Raw genomic sequence first — 19937 nt, 5'->3', positions numbered from 1 at the left:
TACCGCCAGCTCGCGGCCCAGTGCGACTACCCGCTGCACCTGGGTGTCACCGAGGCCGGCCCCGCCTTCCAGGGCACCATCAAGTCGGCCGTCGCCTTCGGCGCACTGCTCTCCCAGGGCATCGGCGACACCATCCGCGTCTCCCTGTCGGCCCCGCCGGTCGAGGAGATCAAGGTCGGCATCCAGATCCTGGAGTCGCTCAACCTGCGCCAGCGCGGCCTGGAGATCGTCTCCTGCCCGTCCTGCGGCCGTGCCCAGGTCGACGTCTACAAGCTGGCCGAGGAGGTCACCGCCGGCCTGGAGGGCATGGACGTCCCGCTGCGCGTCGCCGTCATGGGCTGCGTCGTCAACGGTCCCGGCGAGGCCCGCGAGGCCGACCTCGGCGTCGCCTCCGGCAACGGCAAGGGCCAGATCTTCGTCAAGGGCGAGGTCATCAAGACCGTCCCCGAGTCCAAGATCGTGGAGACGCTGATCGACGAGGCGACGCGGATCGCCGAACAGATGGAGAAGGACGGCGCGTCGGGGGAGCCGGCCGTCACCGTGAGCTGAACAGCACGGACCGAAGGGGGCCCGAGCGTGACGATTCTGGAGAGCATCCGGGGACCACGCGACCTGAAGGCGCTGTCCGAGGCGGAACTCGGCGAACTGTCCGACGAGATACGTGACTTCCTGGTGCACGCGGTCGCCCGCACCGGCGGACACCTCGGACCCAACCTGGGGGTGGTGGAACTCACCGTCGCCCTGCACCGGGTCTTCGAGTCACCGGCCGACCGCATCCTGTGGGACACCGGCCACCAGAGCTACGTACACAAGCTCCTGACCGGCCGCCAGGACTTCTCCAAGCTGCGCGGGAAGGGCGGACTGTCCGGTTATCCGTCGCGCGAGGAGTCCGAGCACGACGTGATCGAGAACAGCCACGCCTCCACCGTCCTCGGCTGGGCCGACGGCCTCGCCAAGGCCCGCCAGGTGCGGGGGGAGCGCGGACACGTCGTCGCCGTCATCGGCGACGGCGCGCTCACCGGAGGCATGGCCTGGGAGGCCCTGAACAACATCGCGGCGGCCAGGGACCGGCCGCTGATCATCGTCGTCAACGACAACGAACGCTCGTACGCGCCGACCATCGGCGGCCTCGCCAACCACCTCGCGACGCTCCGGACGACCGACGGCTACGAGCGGGTGCTGGCCTGGGGCAAGGACGTCCTCCAGCGCACCCCCGTGGTCGGAAACACCGTCTACGAGGCCCTGCACGGCGCCAAGAAGGGCTTCAAGGACGCGTTCGCCCCGCAGGGGCTCTTCGAGGATCTGGGGCTGAAGTACGTCGGCCCGATCGACGGGCACGACACCGGGGCCGTCGAGTCGGCGTTGCGGCGTGCGAAACGCTTCCACGGGCCGGTGCTGGTGCACTGCCTCACGGAGAAGGGCCGCGGCTACGAACCCGCCCTGCGCGACGAGGAGGACCACTTCCACACCGTCGGTGTGATGGACCCGCTCACCTGCGCGCCGCTCAGCCCCTCGAACGGACCGTCCTGGACCTCCGTGTTCGGCGAGGAGATCGTCCGCATCGGCGAGGAGCGCGACGACGTCGTGGCGATCACCGCGGCCATGCTGCACCCGGTCGGCCTCGCCGCCTTCGCCGAACGTTTCCCCGACCGGGTCTGGGACGTCGGCATCGCCGAGCAGCACGCCGCCGTGTCCGCGGCCGGCCTCGCCACCGGCGGCCTCCATCCGGTCGTCGCCGTGTACGCCACCTTCCTCAACCGCGCCTTCGACCAGTTGCTCATGGACGTGGCCCTGCACCGCTGCGGGGTCACCTTCGTCCTGGACCGGGCCGGCGTCACCGGCGCCGACGGGCCCTCGCACAACGGCATGTGGGACATGTCCGTCCTCCAGGTCGTCCCCGGTCTGCGCATCGCCGCGCCGCGCGACGCCGACCAGCTGCGCGCCCAGCTGCGCGAGGCGGTCGCCGTCGACGACGCGCCGACGCTGGTGCGCTTCCCCAAGGAGTCCGTCGGACCGGCCGTACCCGCCGTCGACCGGGTCGGCGCGATGGACGTCCTGCACGCGGCCGACCGGCCCGAGGTGCTGCTCGTGGCCGTCGGCGTGATGGCGCCCGTCTGCCTCCGCGCCGCCGAGCTGCTCGAAGCCCGCGGCATCCGGTGCACCGTCGTCGACCCGCGCTGGGTCAAACCCGTCGACCCGGCGCTCGCGCCCCTGGCCGCCCGGCACCGTCTGGTGGCCGTCGTCGAGGACAACAGCCGCGCCGCCGGGGTCGGTTCGGCGGTGGCACTGGCGCTGGGCGACGCCGACGTCGACGTACCCGTGCGCCGGTTCGGCATCCCCGAGCAGTTCCTCGCGCACGCCAAGCGCGCCGAGGTGCTCGCCGACATCGGTCTCACGCCGGTCGAGATCGCCGGGCGGATCAGCGCGAGCCTGGCCGTCGGCGCACAGGCCGGGGAAGCGGCCGGAGATCAGGCCGGGGACGTCCGGACCGTCACGCCAGTCCAAGGAGAGAGCTGAATGACCAAGGAGTTCGACCTCGCCGCGCTCTTGGCCGAGCGCGGAGCCGAGCGGTACGAGCTGCACGCCAGGCACCTCAACCACCAGTTGCCGCGCATGCTGCACACCATCGGCTTCGACAAGGTCTACGAGCGGGCCGAGGGCGCGCACTTCTGGGACGCGGACGGCAACGACTACCTGGACATGCTCGCCGGGTTCGCGGTGATGGGCCTGGGGCGCCACCACCCTGTCGTACGCAAGGCGCTGCACGACGTCCTCGACGCCTCGCTGGCCGACCTCACCCGCTTCGACTGCCCGCCGCTGCCCGGGCTGCTGGCCGAGAAGCTGCTCTCCTACAGCCCGCACCTGGACCGGGTCTTCTTCGGCAACAGCGGCACGGAGGCGGTCGAGACCGCGCTGAAGTTCGCCCGGTACGCGACGGGCAGGCCGAGGATCCTGTACTGCACGCACGCCTTCCACGGGCTGACCACCGGCTCGCTGTCCGTCAACGGCGAGGACGGTTTCCGCGACGGCTTCGCCCCGCTGCTCCCCGACACCGCCGTCCCGCTCGGCGACCTGGACGCTCTGGCGCGGGAGCTGGCCCACGGCGACGTGGCCGCCCTGATCGTGGAGCCGGTCCAGGGCAAGGGCGTGCACGAGCCCCCGCCCGGCTATCTGCGTGCCGCGCAGGAGCTGCTGCACCGGCACAAGGCGCTGCTGATCGCCGACGAGGTGCAGACGGGCCTCGGCCGGACGGGCAAGTTCTACGCCTTCCAGCACGAGGACGGCGTCGAGCCCGACCTGGTGTGCGTGGCCAAGGCGCTGTCCGGCGGATACGTGCCGGTGGGGGCCACGCTGGGCAAGGACTGGATCTTCCAGAAGGTGTTCTCCTCGATGGACCGGGTCCAGGTCCACTCGGCGAGCTTCGGGTCCAACGCGCAGGCCATGGCGGCCGGGCTCGCGGTGCTGTCGGTGATGGAGAACGAGGAGATCGTGGCGAACGCGGCCGCGGTGGGAGAGCGGCTGAAGTCCCGGCTGACGGAGCTGGTGGACCGCTACGAACTGCTCGCCGACGTCCGGGGGCGGGGGTTGATGATCGGCATCGAGTTCGGCCGGCCCAGGTCCCTGAAGCTGCGCAGCCGCTGGACGATGCTGCAGGCCGCGCGCAAGGGTCTGTTCGCGCAGATGGTCGTGGTGCCGCTGCTGCAACGGCACCGGATCCTGACGCAGGTGTCCGGCGACCACCTGGAGGTGATCAAGTTGATCCCGCCGCTGATCATCGGCGCGGCGGACGCGGACCGGTTCGTCGACGCCTTCACCGAGGTGATGGACGACGCCCACAACGGCGGCGGCCTGATGTGGGACTTCGGAAAGACCCTGGTCAGGCAGGCGGTGGGCAATCGTTAGCGCGTCCACCCGCGACCGTCTTTGCCTCTGAGGCAAGAAAATTGCCTGTCGGGCAGGTTTCGGGCTGAATGGAGGCATGACCTCCCACGAGACCGGTCCGCCGTCGCCGGACGCGCCGGCGGACGCGGTGTCCGTCGTGGCACCGCAGCTGCGTGCCCTGCGGCGCAGGGCCGCCCTCACCCTGGAGGCGGCGGCCCGCGCCGCCGGGCTGTCGCCCGCCCACCTCTCCCGCCTGGAGACCGGGCAGCGCCAGCCCTCGCTGCCGATGCTGCTCTCCCTCGCCCGTGTCTACGGTACGACCGTCTCGGAGCTGCTCGGCGAGACGGCCGCGGACCGGGACGCCGTCGTGCGTGCCGACGCCATGGAGCCGACGTTCGCGGGCGGCTGGACGTACTGGCAGGCCGGCGGGGCCGGGCGTGGGATGCAGGCCCTGCGGGTCCATGTGCCGCACGGCTCACAGGGTGACATCGTGCGGGTGCATCCCGGTGAGGAGTGGCTGCACGTCCTGCGCGGCCGGCTGCGTCTGCGCCTCGGGGACACCGTGCACCGGCTCGGTCCGGGTGACAGCGCGCACTTCGACTCGCTGACTCCGCACCGGATCGCCGCTCAGGACGCCGACGGGGTCGAGCTGCTGTTCGTCCACACCCTGCTGCAGAGTCCGACGGCGGCGCTGTGCCTGGGACCGGCCGGCACGCCGGCCCACCCCACCCCTGGAGAGACGCGATGAACCTGCAGGAGAAGTTCCCACGCGCCCTGTGGGTGCGGCTCTTCGTCTACCTCATCGTGGGGCACGTCTTCGCGGCCTTCGTCTACCTGCTCTTCGAGGTGGGCACCAACGGCCGGTGAGCGGGTGGCTCAGTCCAGCATCCGCTCGCGCAGCCGCTCCCGGGTCTCCGGCGTGATCCGCAGGCCCTTCTCCAGGTAGGCGTCGACCCCGCCCCAGGTCTCCTCGACGGTCTCGAAGGCCGCCGCCAGATACTCGGCGCGCGCGTCGAAGAGGGGGCTGAGCAGCTCCATGACCTCGGGGGAGTAGGCGGAGGCGGCGGAGCTGCTGCGGCGCACCTTGTAGCGGCGGTGCGTGGCGTTGGACTTCAGGTAGTCGTCGATGACGGCCTCGCGCTCGACGCCCAGGGCGAGCAGCGTGATCGCGATCGACAGGCCCGCGCGGTCCTTGCCGGCCGCGCAGTGCATCAGGGCGGGGACGCTGTCCTCGGCGAGCGCGTGCAGCACCCGGGAGTGCTCCGCCGTGCGCTCCTTGATGATCATGCGGTAGGAGTCGATCATCCGGTTGGCGGCCTTGCCGTCCGCCAGGATCTCGCGCAGCTGGTCGAGGTCGCCGTCGCGGACCATCTTCCAGAACTCGGCACCGTCGGCCGGATCGCTCAGCGGCAGGTTCACATTGCGCACGCCGGGCAGCTCGACGTCCGGGCCCTCGAGCTTCTGGTCGGCCGCGTTGCGGAAGTCGAAGATGGTGTGCAGGCCCAGCGAGGCCAGGAACGCGGCGTCCTCCCCGGTGGCGTGCGCCAGGTGGCCGCTGCGGAACAGCACCCCTTGTCGCACCCGCCGCCCGTCCACGGTCGGCAGCCCGCCCACGTCACGGAAGTTACGCACACCGGCCAGCTCGGGTTCGGTCGACGGGACCTGCTGCGTCACGGGGACTCCTCCCACTCCGCCCCGCCGGCGCTGCTCGCCGACGGGCACCACTCGAAGATACGGCACGGTCCGGGGGCGTCGGCTGCGCAGCCGCCCGACTGCGCCACATCTGGACCGTCTGTCCGAATTGTTGCCTTCCTTCCAACTAGCGCCGGAATGAAAGGGGCTGGAGAGGCGGCGCGTGAGCAGCGTCATATCCGTGACCGTGCGTTGCTCGTCATGTTCACGTAATTCGGCCGGTTTTCAAGGCTGTTTACGCGAAAGGGCACTGCGCGAATCGACGGAGGGTGACCGGTGTTCCCGTAAAGGATCAATCGGAACACCTGTCAATGGAACCCCTCGCTTGTCCCCGCGCGTCTTGGTCCCTTACGTTCACCACCGATCCGGACGGACGCCTAATCCTGCCGCCGACCGGAGCCCGCACTCATCCACCACCCGTACACGGCAGGAGCGGGGGACCCACAGGTACAACTGCCTGTTCCGGTTCCCGGAACGGCTTGGGGTAAAGCCGCGTCTCGGCGCGGCCGGGCATCTCCAGCTCGCACCCGACAGCTCACCTCGTAGGCGCCGGAGAGGAATTCACCATGCCCGCGAAGGGTAAGCACCGCCGTACCAGGGCCATGCGCCTGACCCGCACCATCGCCGTCGCCGGAACCGGTGGCGCCGCGCTCGCGCTCCCGCTGCTGGGTGCCGCCGGCGCCCACGCCGCTCCCGCGCAGTCCGTTTCCGAGCAGGCCGTGCAGTCCATACCGACGACGGCGAAGAAGGCCGCCGGCAGCGGCACCGAGAAGAACGCGGACTCGCGGACGTACACCGTCAAGAGCGGTGACTACCTCTCGAAGATCGCCGACGAGCAGGACGTCGACGGCGGCTGGAAGAAGCTGTACTCGGACAACCGCGACGCCGTCGGCTCGGACCCGTCGCTGATCCACCCCGGCCTGAAGCTCTCGGTCGGCGAGCAGGCCGCGAAGTCGTCGGCCCCCTCCTCCTCCGCCGAGTCGGAGAAGCCGGCCGAGAAGCCCGCCGCGCCGAAGAAGTCGTCCTCCGAGAAGTCCGAGTCGGCCGAGAAGCCGTCGGACGCCGCGAAGACCTCGTCCTCGGACTCCTCCGACTCCTCGAACGCGAGCGCCCAGTCCGCCGGCACCACCAGCGGCTTCACCTCGCCCGTGCCCGGCGGCGCCGTCGGCACCCCGTACCACCAGACCGGCAGCATGTGGTCCAGCGGCTACCACACCGGCACGGACTTCGTCGTCCCGACCGGCACCTCGCTCAAGGCCGTCGGCGCGGGCACCGTCGTCTCCGCCGGCTGGGGCGGCGCGTACGGCAACCAGGTCGTCATCCAGCTCGCCGACGGCCACTACGCCCAGTACGCCCACCTGTCCTCGCTCTCCGTCTCCGCCGGGCAGTCCGTGACGGCGGGTCAGCAGGTCGGCCTCTCGGGTGCCACCGGCAACGTGACCGGTCCGCACCTGCACTTCGAGATCCGCACCACGCCGGACTACGGCTCGGACGTGGACCCGATCGCGTACCTGCGCTCGCACGGCGTCTCTCTCTGACGACGGCTTGGGCGCAGCCTCCGCGCCACCGAAGGCCGGACCCCGATCCCCGGGTCCGGCCTTCGGCGTATTCCGGAATTGACGAACACTTTAGGCGTGGTCTTTCTCACCGCCCGTCAACCCTTTCCTACGGTCGCGTAGGTCACATTCCAAGGTGAATCATGGGCCGATGTGGCAGACGATTCGAAGAGTGACAGCAGAGAAGTGATCGGGTCGTACGTGGCGGTGGGGGACAGCTTCACCGAGGGCGTCGGTGACCCAGGCCCCGACGGGGCGTTCGTCGGCTGGGCGGACCGGTTGGCCGTACTGCTCGCGGACCGGCGCCCCGAGGGCGACTTCAGGTACACGAACCTCGCCGTGCGCGGCAGGCTGCTCGACCAGATCGTGGCGGAGCAGGTCCCGCGGGTCGTCGAACTCGCGCCGGACCTGGTCTCGTTCGCGGCGGGCGGCAACGACATCATCCGCCCCGGCACCGACCCGGACGAGGTGGCCGAGCGGTTCGAGCGCGCCGTGGCCGCGCTGACCGCGGCGGCCGGCACCGTCCTGGTGACGACCGGCTTCGACACCCGTGGGGTGCCCGTCCTCAAGCATCTGCGCGGCAAGATCGCGACCTACAACGGGCACGTCCGTGCCGTCGCCGACCGCTACGGCTGCCCCGTGCTCGACCTGTGGTCGCTCCGGAGCGTCCAGGACCGCAGGGCATGGGACGCCGACCGGCTGCACCTGTCGCCGGAGGGCCACACACGCGTGGCGCTGCGGGCGGGCCAGGCCCTCGGCCTGCGTGTCCCTGCCGACCCGGACCAGCCCTGGCCGCCGCTGCCGCCCCGCGGCACCCTGCACGTCAGGCGCGACGACGTGCAGTGGGCGCGCGAGTACCTGGTGCCGTGGATCGGACGCCGGCTGCGAGGCGAGTCGTCGGGCGACCACGTGATCGCCAAGGGGGCGCTGTCGCCGGACGACATCAAGGTGCGGATCGCGGCGGTGGCCTGACGGCGGCGTACGGGGTGCGGGCGTGCGGGGTGCGGGCGTGCGGGGTGCGGGCGTGCGGGGTGCGGTTTGCGGCGGACGATCGCGGGGCCGCTTCGCCGCTTCGCCGCTTCGCCGCTTCGTCGGTTCGCGCGGGCGGACGTGGGCCGGGTGGGCGGGCCCGGTCGTCGGTGGAACGGTGTTCGAGGGGTCGGCCGGTCGTGCTGTGGACGCGGGGCGGGGCGAGCCCGGTCGTCGGCGGAACGGTGGCCGAGGGGTCGGCCCGTCCCGCTGTGGACGCCGGGGCGGGGGTGTCCGTCCGCGGCGAGGTGCCGCCGGTCCGCGCGAGGCCGCGGCTAACGGCGTGGTGTCGTCAACGCCTCGCGTTCCAGGCCGAGTTCGCGAGCCAGGGCCTCGTCCGTCCACTCCTGGGCCCGGGCCTGGGACACCGCACCCGGGTAGGACGTCAGCTGCACGGCCAGCCCGTCGAGCAGGGCGGTCAGACGCAGCGCCGCGCCGTCGGGCTCCGGGCACGTGAACTCCCCGGCGGCCACGCCCTCGGCGATGACCTCGGCGATCGCCGCCTTCCACTGACGGTCCAGTTCCCGCGTGACCTCCCGCAGCGCGGGCTCGCGCAACGCCACCGCCCAGCCCTCGATCCACAGCCGCCAGCCCTTGGCCTGCCCGGTCGGGGCGTACCAGCGCACGGCCGCCCGCAGCCGGCGCAATGCCGACGTACGGCGGCCGAGCAGCTTGCGCAGACGGGAGAGATCGTCCTCGGCGGCGTACGTGAACGCCGCGGCGACGAGCTTCTCCTTGGTGGAGAAGTGGTAGAGCACCAGCGCGTTGCTGACACCCAGCGCGGCGGCCACGTCGGCGATCCGCAACGCCGCCACACCCCGCGCGGATATCTGCTCGATCGCCGCGCGCAGCAACTCCTCGCGCCGCTCCGCGACACCCAACCGGACTCTCACCACGCCCGTCACCCTATACACGCACCCGGACATGCGGCGACGGCCGCTACGGGCCCGGTCGCTCAGTCCGTCGTCGCGGTGACCGGGCCGGTGCGCTCCGTGCCGGGCAGGTCGCAGGAGTCCTTGAAACCCTGGCTGGTGAGGTCGAGCGCCGCGTTGATGCGGGAGCGCAGGTTCTCGACGGCGACCATGGCCGTCAGCTCCACGAAGGCGGGCTCGCCCAGCCGGGCCCGCAGCCGCTCGGCGAGGTCGTCGCCGACGGTGGGCGGCGTCGCCGTCACCGCCTCGGCGTACTCCATGACGTCCCGCTCCAGCGGCGTGTAGGCGTCGCTCTCCCGCCACACCGGAACGTCGTGGAGCTTGCGCCGGTCCATGCCGCGCTCGGCGTTCTCCCAGTACCCGAAGTCCATGCACCAGGAGCAGCCGATCGAGGCCGCCGAGGCCATCACCGCGAGCGCCTTCAGGTCGGAGTCCAGCCTGTTCCACTTGGCCACGGACTGCTCGAAACGCAGGTCGCCCCAGAGCACGCGCGGGTTGTGGGCAAGCGCCTTGCCGGGGTCGAGGACCTTGCCGTAGGTGCGCAGGGAGTACCACTCCATGACGCGGAGGAGGAGCGTCCGGGGCGGGGTGAGGGATACGCGGGCCATGAGGGCCACCTTCCTGTCCGTCGGTCGTGCCGTTGGTTCCCGGGCGCTTCGGCGCGGGCGCCCTCACCGGTACGACGGGTGGGGGGAACTCGGATGTGACATCGGGCGTTCGAGGTGACGTCGGACGAGACGACAATGAGAGCCTGATCTACTCCACCTGGAGGTACCGTGGCCGGTTTCCGTTCCCCGAACTCGGCGCTCCGCGTGCCGCGGCCCGCGGCCTTCGGCGCGGACCCGAGTGGTGAGCGCATGGCACGTATCCGCAGATCGCCGCACTTCCGTGACGGCGTCTTCCAGAACCCCGGAGGCACGGCCCGGACCCGGCCCTCCGGATCGGCCGCGGAATTCGCCAAGATCTACTTCGACCGGCAGGCCCGGCTCCGTCGCGCGCCGCTGGGTACCGTGCCGGTGCACGCCACCACGCTCGCCGACCTCGCCCGGCCGCCCGCCACCGGACTGCGGCTGACCTGGATGGGGCACTCCAGCGTGCTCGCCGAGATCGACGGGCAGCGCGTGCTCTTCGACCCGGTGTGGGGCGAGCGCTGCTCCCCGTTCCCCTTCGCCGGTCCCCAGCGGCTGCATCCGGTCCCGGTGCCCCTGGCGGCCCTGGGCCCGGTCGACGTCGTCGTGATCTCGCACGACCACTACGACCACCTGGACATGCCCACGATCAAGGCGCTGGCCGGCACGGACACCCTGTTCGCGGTGCCGCTCGGCGTCGGCGCCCACCTCGAACACTGGGGCGTGTCCGCCGGCCGGCTGCGCGAGCTGGACTGGCACGAGTCGACGCGCGTCGGCGGCCTCACCCTGACCGCCACTCCGGCCCGGCACTTCTGCGGACGCGGGCTGCGCAACACCCAGCACACTCTCTGGGCGTCCTGGGTCGTCGCCGGGGAGGAGCACCGCGTCTTCCACAGCGGCGACACCGGCTACTTCGACGGCTTCCGGGACATCGGCGCCGCACACGGCCCGTTCGACGCCACGATGATTCAGCTGGGGGCGTACGCCGAGTTCTGGCCGGACATCCACATGACCCCCGAGGAGGGCGTACGCGCCCACCTCGACCTCCAGGGAGGCCGGCCGGGCGGCGCCCTGCTGCCGATCCACTGGGGGACCTTCAACCTCGCACCGCACGCGTGGGCGGAGCCGGGGGAGTGGACGACGGACGCGGCCGAGGAGGTCGGCCAGGTGGTGGCGTGTCCGCGGCCGGGTGAGCCGTTCGAGCCGGCGGGAAAGCTGCCGGTGGAGCCGTGGTGGCGGGCAGTGTCCGGTCCGATCGCGCACCCGTGGCGGCGTCCCCGGAGCACTGAGGGCTTGGCTGAGGCGAGCAGGGGTGATCTGGATCTTGCGGGTGAGCGGTGAGGTTGGTCGGCGACGAGCTGGGGGAGACGGTCCGGATGCTGGAGCGTCTCCCGGCTGAGGTCCTCAACAACCTGCCCGGGTTCAGAAGGTGGCCCAGTTCCTGCCCGACGCGGCCGGCGGGATCATCATGCGCCGAGAGCCCCAGGAGCACATGATCCTCACCGCGTGGAGCGGCATGGCCGTCCTCGCGGCGCGGAGGCCGAGCCCCGTAGTCTGCGAGCACGTGGGGGCGTTGCACCGGACGGAGGAGAGCAGTTGTTACGTCTTCGATCCGTGAGCAAGCGCTATGGCCGTGGCGATTGGATCCTGAGAGACGTGGACGTGGAGGCCCCGGCCGGTGAGGTCGTGGCATTCGCAGGCGGGAACGGATCGGGGAAGTCAACGCTGCTGCGGATCGCGGTGGGCCTGTCCCGGCCGACCTGCGGCACGGTGGCCGCCCGGCCGCCCGTTGTCGGGTACGTCCCGGACCGGTTCTCCCCCAACGAACGTATGTCGGCCGCGGCGTATCTGACACACATGGGCCGCGTTCGTGGGCTGACCACCTCGGTCGCCTCGGCGCGGGCCGGCCGGCTGCTGGACCGGCTCGCCCTGGTGGGCGGCAAGCACGCCCCCCTGCGGAGCCTGTCGAAGGGCAACGCGCAGAAGGTCGCGCTGGCCCAGGCCCTCCTGGTGGAACCCGGGCTGCTCGTCCTGGACGAGCCGTGGTCCGGGCTGGACACCGACGCCCACGGCGTGCTCGCCGAGATCATGACCGAGGTCGCGGCCTCCGGCGGCACCGTCGTGTTCACCGACCACCGCGAGTCGGTCACCCGGGCCCGCGCCACCCGGACCTACACGGTCAGCAAGGGCCGCGTGTCGTTGCGGGGGCCGGAGCCGCGGGCCACCGAGCAGCGGCCCGCGTCCGAAGTCGTCCTGACCGCGGGCCGGGACGGCCGCGTACCGCAGGACCTCGCCTGGGAACGACTGGACGGCGTACTGACGGTGAGCCGGGACGACATGGGCGTCAGGATGCGCGTGGGACGCGAGTCCATCGACGCTCTGCTGTTCACCGCGCTCCAGCACGGCTGGTCCGTCGAGCGCGTCACCGGCGGGACGGCCACGGACCACCACCGGACGCCGAACGCCGCGACGAACGGGGAGATGCGGTGATCGCGCTCATCCGCTACACCTTCGCCACCGTGCTGCACACGCAGCGCTACCTCGCCCCGCTGCTCCTGTTCATGGGCCTGATGGGCGTGCTGACCGTCAACGGCAGCGGCTCGCTGCCCCCGGCCTACGCCTCGTCCGCCGGCGCGCTGTTCGTCTGCTCGACCTGGCTGACCATCGCTCTGATGAGCCTGGACGACCCACCGCAGCGGGCGATCGTCGTCATCACCGCGGGCGGCCGGTCGCTCACGGTCCTGCTCGCGGCGATCGGCACGGCTCTGCTGAGCTGTCTCGTCCTGATGGTCTTCGGCCTGTTCTTCCCGTTGTGGATGGGCGACTACGTGGTCACCACGTCCGACCTTCTGCTGGGCATCGAGGCACAGCTCACCTGTGCCCTCGTCGGCATCGCCATCGGAGTGCTGTGCTCGCGGCTGGTCTTCAAACGACAGGGATACGCGCTGGTCGCCGCCCTCGCGCTGGTGATGGGAGTCCTCTTCACCAAGGACATGCCGCCGGTCAACCGCCTGTTCACCCTGATGTCCACGACCCCCGACGCGGCGAAACTGCTCGCCCCCGCCGGCGTCATGCTGGTGATCTCCGCGGTGATCCTTGCCGTGTTCACCGCCGCCACGCAGTTCGTCGCCGGGCGCAGAGAATAGACCGTCGGCCCTCCGCGCCGGACCGCGGCCGAACCGGGCGATGCCCACGGCGGTGGGTGGCTTGGAGACGGGCGGGCGAGTCGTACATGCCGATCAGGGGTTTGCTGTCCGGGCCGATGACGGCCCCGGCGAGGCGCAGGCACAGGGCCTCGGCCTGGTCGCGGAACCAGCGGTAGTGGGCCACGCCCACGTGCAGCCGTGGTTGCCGATGGCTGACCCTGATCTGCGGCGTGGTCGTCACCTCCGAGGCCGCACATGCGACCCGGACCCTGTCCGGGCGGACGTGGGCGGACGTGGGCGACGGCCCTCGTGAGGGGAGCGGCAGCGGCCACCTGGCTGCCGGACCCTCTGCCGTTCACCTGACACCCCACCCCGGCCACTGAGCCAGGCAGGCCCCGCACCGGCGGCCGGCCCCGGTGAACCCGGGCCGGCCGTTGGTCGGCGTAGGACTGGGCACGATGCCGATCCGGCCCCGGTGGGCTCGGCCGAGACTGGTCCTTCGGAGCAGCGGCATCGGGTCTACGCCCGGGATCGAGCACCCACGAGTTCCTCGGAGGTCTGCCACATGCGCCGCGCTTCCTCCGTGCTGCGCAGGCGGCTGTACAGCCGCTGCTCCGCCGGAGGGCCACCCAGGTGCCCGGGCCCGCTCGGGCCGTAGAACCCGCCGCCCACGGCCCGGGGGGAAGTGGCGGCGTAGAGGGCGGGCAGTTGCGCCGTGTGGACCGTGCCGACGACGATGCCACGCGCGGACAGGGCGCGGATCAGGCGCACGCCCAGTGTGTCCTTGGCGCGGCCGACCTCGGGGCGGGCGGCGAGGAGGCTCGTCGGCGCGACTCCGGGGTGGGAGAGGTTGCTCGTGATGCCCCAGCCCGCCGCTTCGCTGCGCCGGTCGAGTTCCAGAGCGAAGAGGCCGAAGGCGATCTTCGACTGGCTGTAGGCGCGCATGCCGTTGTAGGACCGCTCCCAGTTCAGGTCGTCCCAGTTGATGGCGTTGCGGTTCGCCGCGACGCTGATCTGGGACGTCACGCGGGCCTGGCCGGCTCGCAGCAGGGGCAGCAGGTGGTTGACCAGGGTGAAGTGGCCCAGATGGTTCGTGCCGAACTGCAGCTCGAGGCCGTCGGTCGTCGTCTGCCGGTCGGGCGGTGTCATGACGCCGGCGTTGTTGACGAGGAGGTGGATGGGGCGGTCCTCGTCCAGCAGGGTCTTGCCGAGTTCCGCGATGGAGGCGAGCGAGGAGAGGTCGAGGGCGCGCAGCGACACGTTCGCGTCGGGGATCCGCTCACGGATCCTGGCGGCCGCTCCTTCGCCCTTGCGCGGATTGCGGACCGGCATGACGACCTCCGCGCCGGCGGCGGCCAGACTCAGCGCGATGCCGAGCCCGATCCCGTCACTCGCTCCGGTGACGACAGCGCGCTTCCCGGTCAGGTCGGGAACGGTGATGTCGATGTCCTGGCGTGGCATGTCCGCACTCCCTCACGACGTCGTTGTCCCTACCGTGACCCCGACGAACGGACCTATCCAGGGACTCCCGATCCACCGATACGCGCGGACAGGGTACGGCCGACCCGGGACGGTGCCGGGACACGACTGCCCGCCGCCCGACCCCGCCGGGCGGCGCCCGAGAGGGGGATCGACGATCCGTGGATGAACGCGGGTGCGCGCGCTAGAAAGGATCAGTACGGGAGGAGACGACGCATGGAGATCGACCGGGCCGGACTCGCGGCGTTCCTGCGGCGCCGCCGGGAACTGCTGCAACCCGAGGACGTCGGCCTCCCGCGCGGACAGCGGCGCAGGACCAGCGGGCTGCGCCGTGAGGAGGTCGCCGAGCTCTGCCACATGTCGACCGACTACTACGCTCGGCTGGAGCGCGAGCGCGGCCCGCAGCCGTCCGAGCCGATGATCGCCTCGATGGCGCAGGGGCTGCACCTCTCCCTCGACGAGCGGGACCACCTGTTCCGTCTGGCCGGCCACGCCCCGCCCGTCCGGGGCACGGGCACCGTCAGCGAGCACATCAGCCCCGGCCTGCTGCGGGTCCTCGACCGACTGGGCGACACGCCCGCGGAGGTCGTCACCGAGCTGGGGGAGACGCTGCGGCAGACCCCGCTCGGCGTCGCCCTCACCGGCGACACGACCCGCCGCACCGGCCCGGCGCGCAGCATCGGCTACCGCTGGTTCACCGACCCGGCCACGCGCGAGCTCTACGAGCCGGCGGATCACGCGTTCCTCTCCCGCATGTTCGTGTCCGGCCTGCGTGAAGTGGCCGCCGTACGGGGGCCCGGCTCCCGGGCCGCCCAGTACGCCGAGCTGCTCCTCACCCGCAGCGACGAGTTCCGCGGCCTGTGGGACAAGCACGAGGTGGGCGTCCGCCCCCATCACGTCAAGCGTTTCCGCCACCCGGAGGTCGGCCCCCTCGAACTGAACTGCCAGACCCTCCTCGACCCGGAACAGTCACACCGCCTGGTCGTCTACACCGCGGTCCCGGGCAGCGAGAGTCACGACAGACTCCGCCTCCTCGCGGTCATCGGCCCGCAGGCGATGCGCTGACCGACCCGGGCACCCGGCCGCCGCCCCGGCGCGACCACGAACCCTCGGTCACCCCCATTGCCCGCACTGACGCGCCTCGCTATGTTAACGAGAAATCACATGGTTCCGCAGGGCTCGGAGTGTGGTGGTCGCTCAACTGGCATGCAGGGAAAGACACGGAGCACCGTCCGGTTCTCAGGGAAGCGGGGTAAGTCAATGGAGAATCTCAGCAGACGAGGAGTCCTGTCCCTCGGTGTCGCGCTCGGGCTCGTGAGCGTGGCGGACAGCGCCAGGGCGTGGACGTGGCCGTCCGCCGACTCGGTGGCCGGCACCGGCGAGGGTGCCGATCCGGAGTACGTCTGGGACAGCGCGACGGACCCTCTGATGGCCGCGCTGATCAAGAAGGGCCGGGTTCCGTCCATCAACACCGCGATGGAGGGGTGGGTGAACAACGGCGACCCGCTGCCCAGCGGCCTGCCGGCCGAGCTCACCGCGCATCTGCGGCAGGTCAACAGGCTGCCCTCCTGGGCCGACCGCGGCAAGCTGGCCCGCGCGGCCGACTTCAACCGGCGCAGGGACACCTACCTGTTCATGCTGTACGGCCTCGGCAGCGGCATCATGAGCACGGTGATCCCGCGCGAGGCCAGGAGCGTCTACTGGTCGGCGGGCGGCGCCGACATGCAGGACCGCGCGGCCAAGACGTTCACGTTCGGCTACGACCTGTCCCAGCTGGGAGCCTTCGAGCCACGTGGACAGTTCGTCGTCACCGCCAACAAGACCCGGCTGGTGCACGCCGCGGTGCGCCACCTGCTGCCGCAGTCGCCGCACTGGAAGTCGGGCGCCGACCAGGACATCCCGATCAGCGCCGCCGACATCCTGGTCACCTTCCACAGTCTGGGTACCTACGTACGCAGCAAGCTGATCCAGTGGAAGATCCCGTTCCCGGCCGAGGACCAGGAGGCGTTCCTGCATTCCTGGCAGGTCGCACTGCACCTGCTCGGTGTGCCGGACGAGTACATCCCCAAGACCTGGGCGGCCGCGGAAGCGCAGTCGGCGCAGGTGCTCACCCCGATCCTCGCCCCGACGACCGAGGGCATCGAGCTGGCCGAGGATCTGCTCGGCCTGACCGCGCAGATCGATCTCGGTGTCACTCGCGGGTTCCTGAACGAGTTCGTGCGCTACGTCCTCAGCGACGAGGTCGGCGACTGGCTGGGACTGCGTCGCGACTACGCGGCAGCGGCCCTGGTCCGCACCGCATGGCCGGCGTACATCTTGTTCCGCGAAGGGCTGTCGCCCGTCGTCCCCGGCGCCTTCTACATGATCGACCAGTTCGTGCGCGCGCTGGCCATGCTCTTCCTCAACAAGGGCTCCTCCGGCACCACCACGCCCATCACGATCCCCACGGGGAACAGGCCGGCCGGCTGAGCCGCCGCTCCCGTCCCGCAGTTGCCCGCCCCGCAGGCGCCCGTCCCGCGGCAGACATGTCGAGGGGCGGGCATCCGGGCGACTTCCCCCGCGGCACGGCACGGCGCGGCGTCTCGTGCCGCCACCGGTTCCGGTGCCCGGTCACAAGCCCAGGGCGCCCACGACCAGAGCGGTCACGGCGTCACGGTGGTCGGCGCTGTCCTGCCAGCGCAGCCTGCGTCCGGCCTCGACCACCACGCCGAAGCCCGCATGCACCAGCAACCGGGCCTGACGCGGGTCCAGCTCCGGACGGGCCAGCCGCAACTGCTGTTCCCAGACGGCGATGTGTTCGCGCTGCGCGAGGACCAGGGGCCGCCGCAGGTCCGCCGGCAGACCGGCCAGCTCCGCCTCGGCGACGCTGTTGAGCGCGGTGTACTCGAAGCTGTACGCCACGTACGTCCCGGCCAGCGCGACGACGGCCTCGCGCGGGCCGGCCACCTCGTGCAGACTCCGCTCCACCCACTGGCCCAGCAGTCCCGCCGCCTGGAGGCACGCAGCCGCCAGGATGTCGACCTTGCCGGGATAGTGGCGGTACAGCGCGGACGGGGCCAGGCCCAGCGCCCGCGCGATCTGTCCGTTCGTGACGTTGGCGAACCCGTCCCGTGCGAACAGCGGGATGGCGGCCGCGAGGATCTCCGCGCGACGGGTGCGCGGCACCGGCTGTGCGGGCAACTCGACCGGGCGCGCGCACCACTGGACCGCGGCGGGATCGGTGGCGGCCACGCGCAGCGCGGATGCCGACAGCAGGTTCTCCGCCCGGCGCCCGGCGATCGAGGTGTGGTGCATCGTGATGGACCCGATCGCGCCGAGGGCTGCCACGGCCCGCAGCCGCTCGTCGGGCAGTGGGTACTCACGCTGCACCGCCTCGTCCACCCGGTCGACGAGCCGCCCGAACTTCGCCTTGAGACGCCGGCGGTCCTCACGATTGAGGTACCGGGCCTCCCACCGGTACACGCCGCCCGACGCACGATGCGCGACGGTGACCCCGGCGACGGCGGTGAGTACGTCCGCCAGGGGCGCCTCCGACGGCACCTCGTCGAGCGCGGCGACCAGTCCGTCCGCCATGACGTCGGCGCACTCGGCGAAGAGCGCGTACTTGTTCGGGAAGTGCCGGTACAGGGCCGCCGCCGTGATGCCCACACCGGTGGCGATCTCCTCCATGGACGCCCGGTGGTAGCCGCGCTCGCTGAAGACGCGGCCTGCCGCCTCGACGATGAGCTGCCTGCGGTTGCGGGGCCGAGCAGCCGTGGTCGGCTCGGCGGTCACGGCCGAACGGGCGGATGCGGAGGCGGGACCATGAGAATCAGTCAATCACACGTCGCCCGAGCGGCTCGGGCTTTCCCCGCGCGGACCGCAGGGAACGTGTACCTCACATCAACCCCACATCACCTCCCGGCGCCCCGTGCCCGCGCGGGACACGCACCGGGCCGGTGTCTTCGGTCCGGCCCGGCGCGTCCGGGTCAGGCGAAGGTCAGGACCGGCTTGACGGCGCTTCCGTCGCGCATGGCGGCCACGGCGGCGTCGATCTCCTCGAAGGGAAACGTGGTGATCAACCGGTCCACCGGGAAGAGGCCGCGCCGGTGCAGACCGATCAGCTCGGGGATGAAGCGGGCGGGCTCGGAGTCGCCTTCCATCACTCCGTGCACGCGAACCCCCTTGACCATCAGGCGCGTCATGTCGAACGTCACCTCACCGCCGAGGGCGAGGAGGGCGAGTTCGCCGCGCGGGCGCAGCGCCCCGACGGCCTGGTGGAGCATCTCGGGCCGGCCGGTGGTGTCCACCACGTGGTGTGCCCCGCCGTCGGTGAGGTCGCGCAGCGCCGCCACCAGACCGTCACCCGGCGGCAGGGCCGCCCGCGCGCCGAGTTCGACCGCCAGGGTTCGCCGGGAGGCGACCGGGTCGACGGCCACCACCGGGTCGCAGCCCACGGCCACCGCGGCCATCAGCGCACTCAGTCCGACCCCGCCGGCCCCGAGGACCACGAGCGAGGTCCCCGGACCGGGGCGCAGCCGGTTGAGCACGGTCCCCGCGCCCGTCTGCGCTCCGCAGCCCAGGGGCGCGGCGACCGTGGCCGGCAGGTCGGGGGGCAGCTTGACCACTCCGCGTTCGTGGACGACGGCGTACGTGGCGAAGCTGGACTGTCCGAAGAAGCCGCCGTGCAGAGGGGCGCCGTCGAGGCGGAGCGCGGTGGTGCCGTCGCCGCGCCCGCCGGAGAGGTTGAGGTCCCGCGCGAGGTGGCAGTACGGCGGATGGCCCGCCGCGCACTGCGGGCACGTGCCGCAGCTGGCGAACGTGAGGCAGACGGCGTCCCCCGGCGCGAGACCCGTCACCTCCGCGCCCACCGCCTCGACCCGGCCGGCGCCCTCGTGACCGAAGACGACGGGGGTGAGGTGCCGGGGCCAGCGGGCCTGGATCCCCACGTCCGTGTGGCACACCCCGACCGCGGTCATCCTGACCAGCACCTCACGCGGCCGCGGTTCCTCCAGCTCCACGTCCCGGAGGGTGAACGGCGCGCCCGGCTCCCCGGTGACGGCGGCGCGGACACGCCTCACGCCTCCGCTGCCTCTCCGGAGCGCTCGCTGCCGGGAACGGCCCCGGCCACGCGGTCGAGGAAGAAGTAGTAGAAGGGGCCGTCGGCGGGAACGCCCTTGCCGTTCATGATGCCCATGAGGGTGTCGTCGTCGACCCGTTTGAAGTGGTCGAGGACCGGCCGGCCGTCGTAGACCATCGTCGCGGTCGACTCGCCACGGAACTCGACGGTCCACAGGCTGGCCTCGCCCTGGCCCAGCTCTCGGTCGGAGTACAGCTCGCCCTTGGCGTCGCGGCAGACCAGCGGCTTGACGTCGTGCACGGAGGTGAACGTCTTGCCGTACCAGCCGGCCTGCGCCAGCATCCCGTTGAGGGGATGGCCGGTGTCGAACTCGCCGCCCTTCCACTCGCCGAGGATCTCCTCGGGCCGTACGGTGTCCAACTCGGCCCAGACCGAGTCCAGTTCCGCCGTCTCGACCGGGCCGTTCGTCTCGCGGAGCGCCTGGAAGCGGGCGCGGGCGTCGCGGGGGTCCATGCGGTGTCCTCTCGTCGATG

20 protein-coding genes and 1 riboswitch are annotated in these 19937 nt (G+C 71.7%); of the genes, 13 read left to right on the top strand and 7 right to left on the bottom strand.

The window, feature by feature from the left end:
- The 5 genes from ACFW48_RS33285 to ACFW48_RS33265 all read left to right on the top strand — a co-directional run.
- A partial coding sequence (locus ACFW48_RS33285) for a flavodoxin-dependent (E)-4-hydroxy-3-methylbut-2-enyl-diphosphate synthase (protein WP_386321478.1) occupies nucleotides 1–549 on the top strand: 549 nt, incomplete at its 5' end.
- 27 nt (nucleotides 550–576) lie between these two features.
- A complete protein-coding gene (dxs, locus tag ACFW48_RS33280) occupies nucleotides 577–2517 on the top strand; it encodes a 1-deoxy-D-xylulose-5-phosphate synthase (RefSeq protein WP_386321476.1) in 1941 nt (646 codons plus the stop codon).
- A complete protein-coding gene (locus tag ACFW48_RS33275; protein WP_386321473.1) occupies nucleotides 2518–3903 on the top strand; it encodes an aspartate aminotransferase family protein in 1386 nt (461 codons plus the stop codon). It abuts the gene before it with no gap.
- Nucleotides 3904–3979: 76 nt separating this feature from the next.
- Complete coding sequence (locus ACFW48_RS33270) at nucleotides 3980–4630, top strand: helix-turn-helix domain-containing protein (protein ID WP_386321470.1); 651 nt, start codon at nucleotides 3980–3982, stop codon at nucleotides 4628–4630.
- The gene (locus ACFW48_RS33265; protein ID WP_386321467.1) at nucleotides 4627–4749 is read left to right on the top strand and encodes a DUF6126 family protein; all 123 of its coding nucleotides are present in this window, start codon (nucleotides 4627–4629) and stop codon (nucleotides 4747–4749) included. The genes ACFW48_RS33270 and ACFW48_RS33265 overlap by 4 nt, the downstream gene beginning before the upstream one ends.
- Before the next feature lie 9 nt (nucleotides 4750–4758).
- On the opposite strand, the gene ACFW48_RS33260 is transcribed toward ACFW48_RS33265, so the two are convergent.
- Nucleotides 4759–5556: a tyrosine-protein phosphatase gene (locus ACFW48_RS33260; RefSeq protein WP_386321464.1), complete on the bottom strand. Its 798-nt coding sequence runs from the start codon at nucleotides 5554–5556 to the stop codon at nucleotides 4759–4761.
- 422 nt (nucleotides 5557–5978) lie between these two features.
- Nucleotides 5979–6136: riboswitch (cyclic di-AMP (ydaO/yuaA leader) on the top strand.
- A gap of 4 nt (nucleotides 6137–6140) precedes the next feature.
- On the opposite strand from ACFW48_RS33260, the gene ACFW48_RS33255 reads away from it, so the two are divergent.
- Together ACFW48_RS33255 and ACFW48_RS33250 are read left to right on the top strand one after the other, a co-directional pair.
- Nucleotides 6141–7112 (top strand): peptidoglycan DD-metalloendopeptidase family protein, encoded by a 972-nt coding sequence (locus ACFW48_RS33255; protein WP_386321461.1) that lies wholly within the window; start codon nucleotides 6141–6143, stop codon nucleotides 7110–7112.
- A 204-nt stretch (nucleotides 7113–7316) separates the two neighbouring features.
- Nucleotides 7317–8102 (top strand): SGNH/GDSL hydrolase family protein, encoded by a 786-nt coding sequence (locus ACFW48_RS33250; RefSeq protein WP_386321499.1) that lies wholly within the window; start codon nucleotides 7317–7319, stop codon nucleotides 8100–8102.
- A 332-nt stretch (nucleotides 8103–8434) separates the two neighbouring features.
- On the opposite strand, the gene ACFW48_RS33245 is transcribed toward ACFW48_RS33250, so the two are convergent.
- Nucleotides 8435–9055 (bottom strand): TetR/AcrR family transcriptional regulator, encoded by a 621-nt coding sequence (locus ACFW48_RS33245; RefSeq protein ID WP_386321459.1) that lies wholly within the window; start codon nucleotides 9053–9055, stop codon nucleotides 8435–8437.
- Nucleotides 9056–9114: 59 nt separating this feature from the next.
- The gene (locus tag ACFW48_RS33240) at nucleotides 9115–9699 is read right to left on the bottom strand and encodes a carboxymuconolactone decarboxylase family protein (RefSeq protein ID WP_386321457.1); all 585 of its coding nucleotides are present in this window, start codon (nucleotides 9697–9699) and stop codon (nucleotides 9115–9117) included.
- Nucleotides 9700–9867: 168 nt separating this feature from the next.
- Here ACFW48_RS33240 and ACFW48_RS33235 point away from each other — a divergent pair, with 168 nt between their 5' ends.
- The 4 genes from ACFW48_RS33235 to ACFW48_RS33220 all read left to right on the top strand — a co-directional run bounded on the left by ACFW48_RS33235 (nucleotide 9868) and on the right by ACFW48_RS33220 (nucleotide 12866).
- Complete coding sequence (locus ACFW48_RS33235) at nucleotides 9868–11061, top strand: MBL fold metallo-hydrolase (RefSeq protein ID WP_386321454.1); 1194 nt, start codon at nucleotides 9868–9870, stop codon at nucleotides 11059–11061.
- An 88-nt stretch (nucleotides 11062–11149) separates the two neighbouring features.
- Nucleotides 11150–11338, top strand: coding sequence for a hypothetical protein (locus tag ACFW48_RS33230; protein ID WP_386321451.1), 189 nt, complete (start codon nucleotides 11150–11152; stop codon nucleotides 11336–11338).
- Between the two features lie 38 nt (nucleotides 11339–11376).
- Entirely contained in the window at nucleotides 11377–12210 is an 834-nt protein-coding gene (locus ACFW48_RS33225) for an ATP-binding cassette domain-containing protein (protein WP_386321448.1), read from the top strand.
- A complete protein-coding gene (locus tag ACFW48_RS33220; protein ID WP_386321446.1) occupies nucleotides 12207–12866 on the top strand; it encodes a hypothetical protein in 660 nt (219 codons plus the stop codon). The genes ACFW48_RS33225 and ACFW48_RS33220 overlap by 4 nt, the downstream gene beginning before the upstream one ends.
- Before the next feature lie 519 nt (nucleotides 12867–13385).
- Here the strand turns inward: ACFW48_RS33220 and ACFW48_RS33215 are convergent.
- Nucleotides 13386–14327 carry an SDR family oxidoreductase gene (locus ACFW48_RS33215; protein WP_386321444.1) on the bottom strand — a complete coding sequence of 314 codons (942 nt, stop codon included), beginning with the start codon at nucleotides 14325–14327 and terminating at the stop codon, nucleotides 13386–13388.
- Between the two features lie 234 nt (nucleotides 14328–14561).
- Between ACFW48_RS33215 and ACFW48_RS33210 the strand changes: the two genes are divergently transcribed.
- Nucleotides 14562–15410, top strand: a complete 849-nt coding sequence (locus tag ACFW48_RS33210) for a helix-turn-helix transcriptional regulator (RefSeq protein WP_386321441.1) — start codon at nucleotides 14562–14564, stop codon at nucleotides 15408–15410.
- A 195-nt stretch (nucleotides 15411–15605) separates the two neighbouring features.
- A complete protein-coding gene (locus ACFW48_RS33205) occupies nucleotides 15606–16814 on the top strand; it encodes an oxygenase MpaB family protein (protein WP_386321438.1) in 1209 nt (402 codons plus the stop codon).
- 141 nt (nucleotides 16815–16955) lie between these two features.
- Here the strand turns inward: ACFW48_RS33205 and ACFW48_RS33200 are convergent, their stop codons facing one another.
- The 3 genes from ACFW48_RS33200 to ACFW48_RS33190 form a co-directional block, all read right to left on the bottom strand.
- Nucleotides 16956–18119: a TetR/AcrR family transcriptional regulator gene (locus ACFW48_RS33200; RefSeq protein ID WP_386321436.1), complete on the bottom strand. Its 1164-nt coding sequence runs from the start codon at nucleotides 18117–18119 to the stop codon at nucleotides 16956–16958.
- Nucleotides 18120–18313: 194 nt separating this feature from the next.
- Complete coding sequence (locus tag ACFW48_RS33195; RefSeq protein ID WP_386321433.1) at nucleotides 18314–19405, bottom strand: NAD(P)-dependent alcohol dehydrogenase; 1092 nt, start codon at nucleotides 19403–19405, stop codon at nucleotides 18314–18316.
- On the bottom strand, nucleotides 19402–19917 hold the full coding sequence (locus tag ACFW48_RS33190; RefSeq protein ID WP_386321430.1) for a DUF4334 domain-containing protein: 516 nt from the start codon (nucleotides 19915–19917) through the stop codon (nucleotides 19402–19404). The genes ACFW48_RS33195 and ACFW48_RS33190 overlap by 4 nt, the downstream gene beginning before the upstream one ends.
- Between the last annotated feature and the right edge of the window lie 20 nt (nucleotides 19918–19937).

The sequence above is a fragment of the Streptomyces sp. NPDC058812 genome (assembly GCF_042744565.1).
Classification (GTDB): Bacteria; Actinomycetota; Actinomycetes; order Streptomycetales; family Streptomycetaceae; genus Streptomyces; species Streptomyces thinghirensis.
This window is presented reverse-complemented; position numbering and strand designations above follow the sequence as displayed.

What these genes read in the sequence shown, in the direction of transcription:
- ACFW48_RS33240 (WP_386321457.1), bottom strand. Translation starts at nt 9,699, where the DNA reads ATGGCCCGCGTATCCCTCACCCCGCCCCGGACGCTCCTCCTCCGCGTC.
- ACFW48_RS33205 (WP_386321438.1), top strand. Translation starts at nt 15,606, where the DNA reads ATGGAGAATCTCAGCAGACGAGGAGTCCTGTCCCTCGGTGTCGCGCTC.
- ACFW48_RS33255 (WP_386321461.1), top strand. Translation starts at nt 6,141, where the DNA reads ATGCCCGCGAAGGGTAAGCACCGCCGTACCAGGGCCATGCGCCTGACC.
- ACFW48_RS33265 (WP_386321467.1), top strand. Translation starts at nt 4,627, where the DNA reads ATGAACCTGCAGGAGAAGTTCCCACGCGCCCTGTGGGTGCGGCTCTTC.
- ACFW48_RS33210 (WP_386321441.1), top strand. Translation starts at nt 14,562, where the DNA reads ATGGAGATCGACCGGGCCGGACTCGCGGCGTTCCTGCGGCGCCGCCGG.
- ACFW48_RS33215 (WP_386321444.1), bottom strand. Translation starts at nt 14,327, where the DNA reads ATGCCACGCCAGGACATCGACATCACCGTTCCCGACCTGACCGGGAAG.
- ACFW48_RS33275 (WP_386321473.1), top strand. Translation starts at nt 2,518, where the DNA reads ATGACCAAGGAGTTCGACCTCGCCGCGCTCTTGGCCGAGCGCGGAGCC.
- ACFW48_RS33270 (WP_386321470.1), top strand. Translation starts at nt 3,980, where the DNA reads ATGACCTCCCACGAGACCGGTCCGCCGTCGCCGGACGCGCCGGCGGAC.
- ACFW48_RS33190 (WP_386321430.1), bottom strand. Translation starts at nt 19,917, where the DNA reads ATGGACCCCCGCGACGCCCGCGCCCGCTTCCAGGCGCTCCGCGAGACG.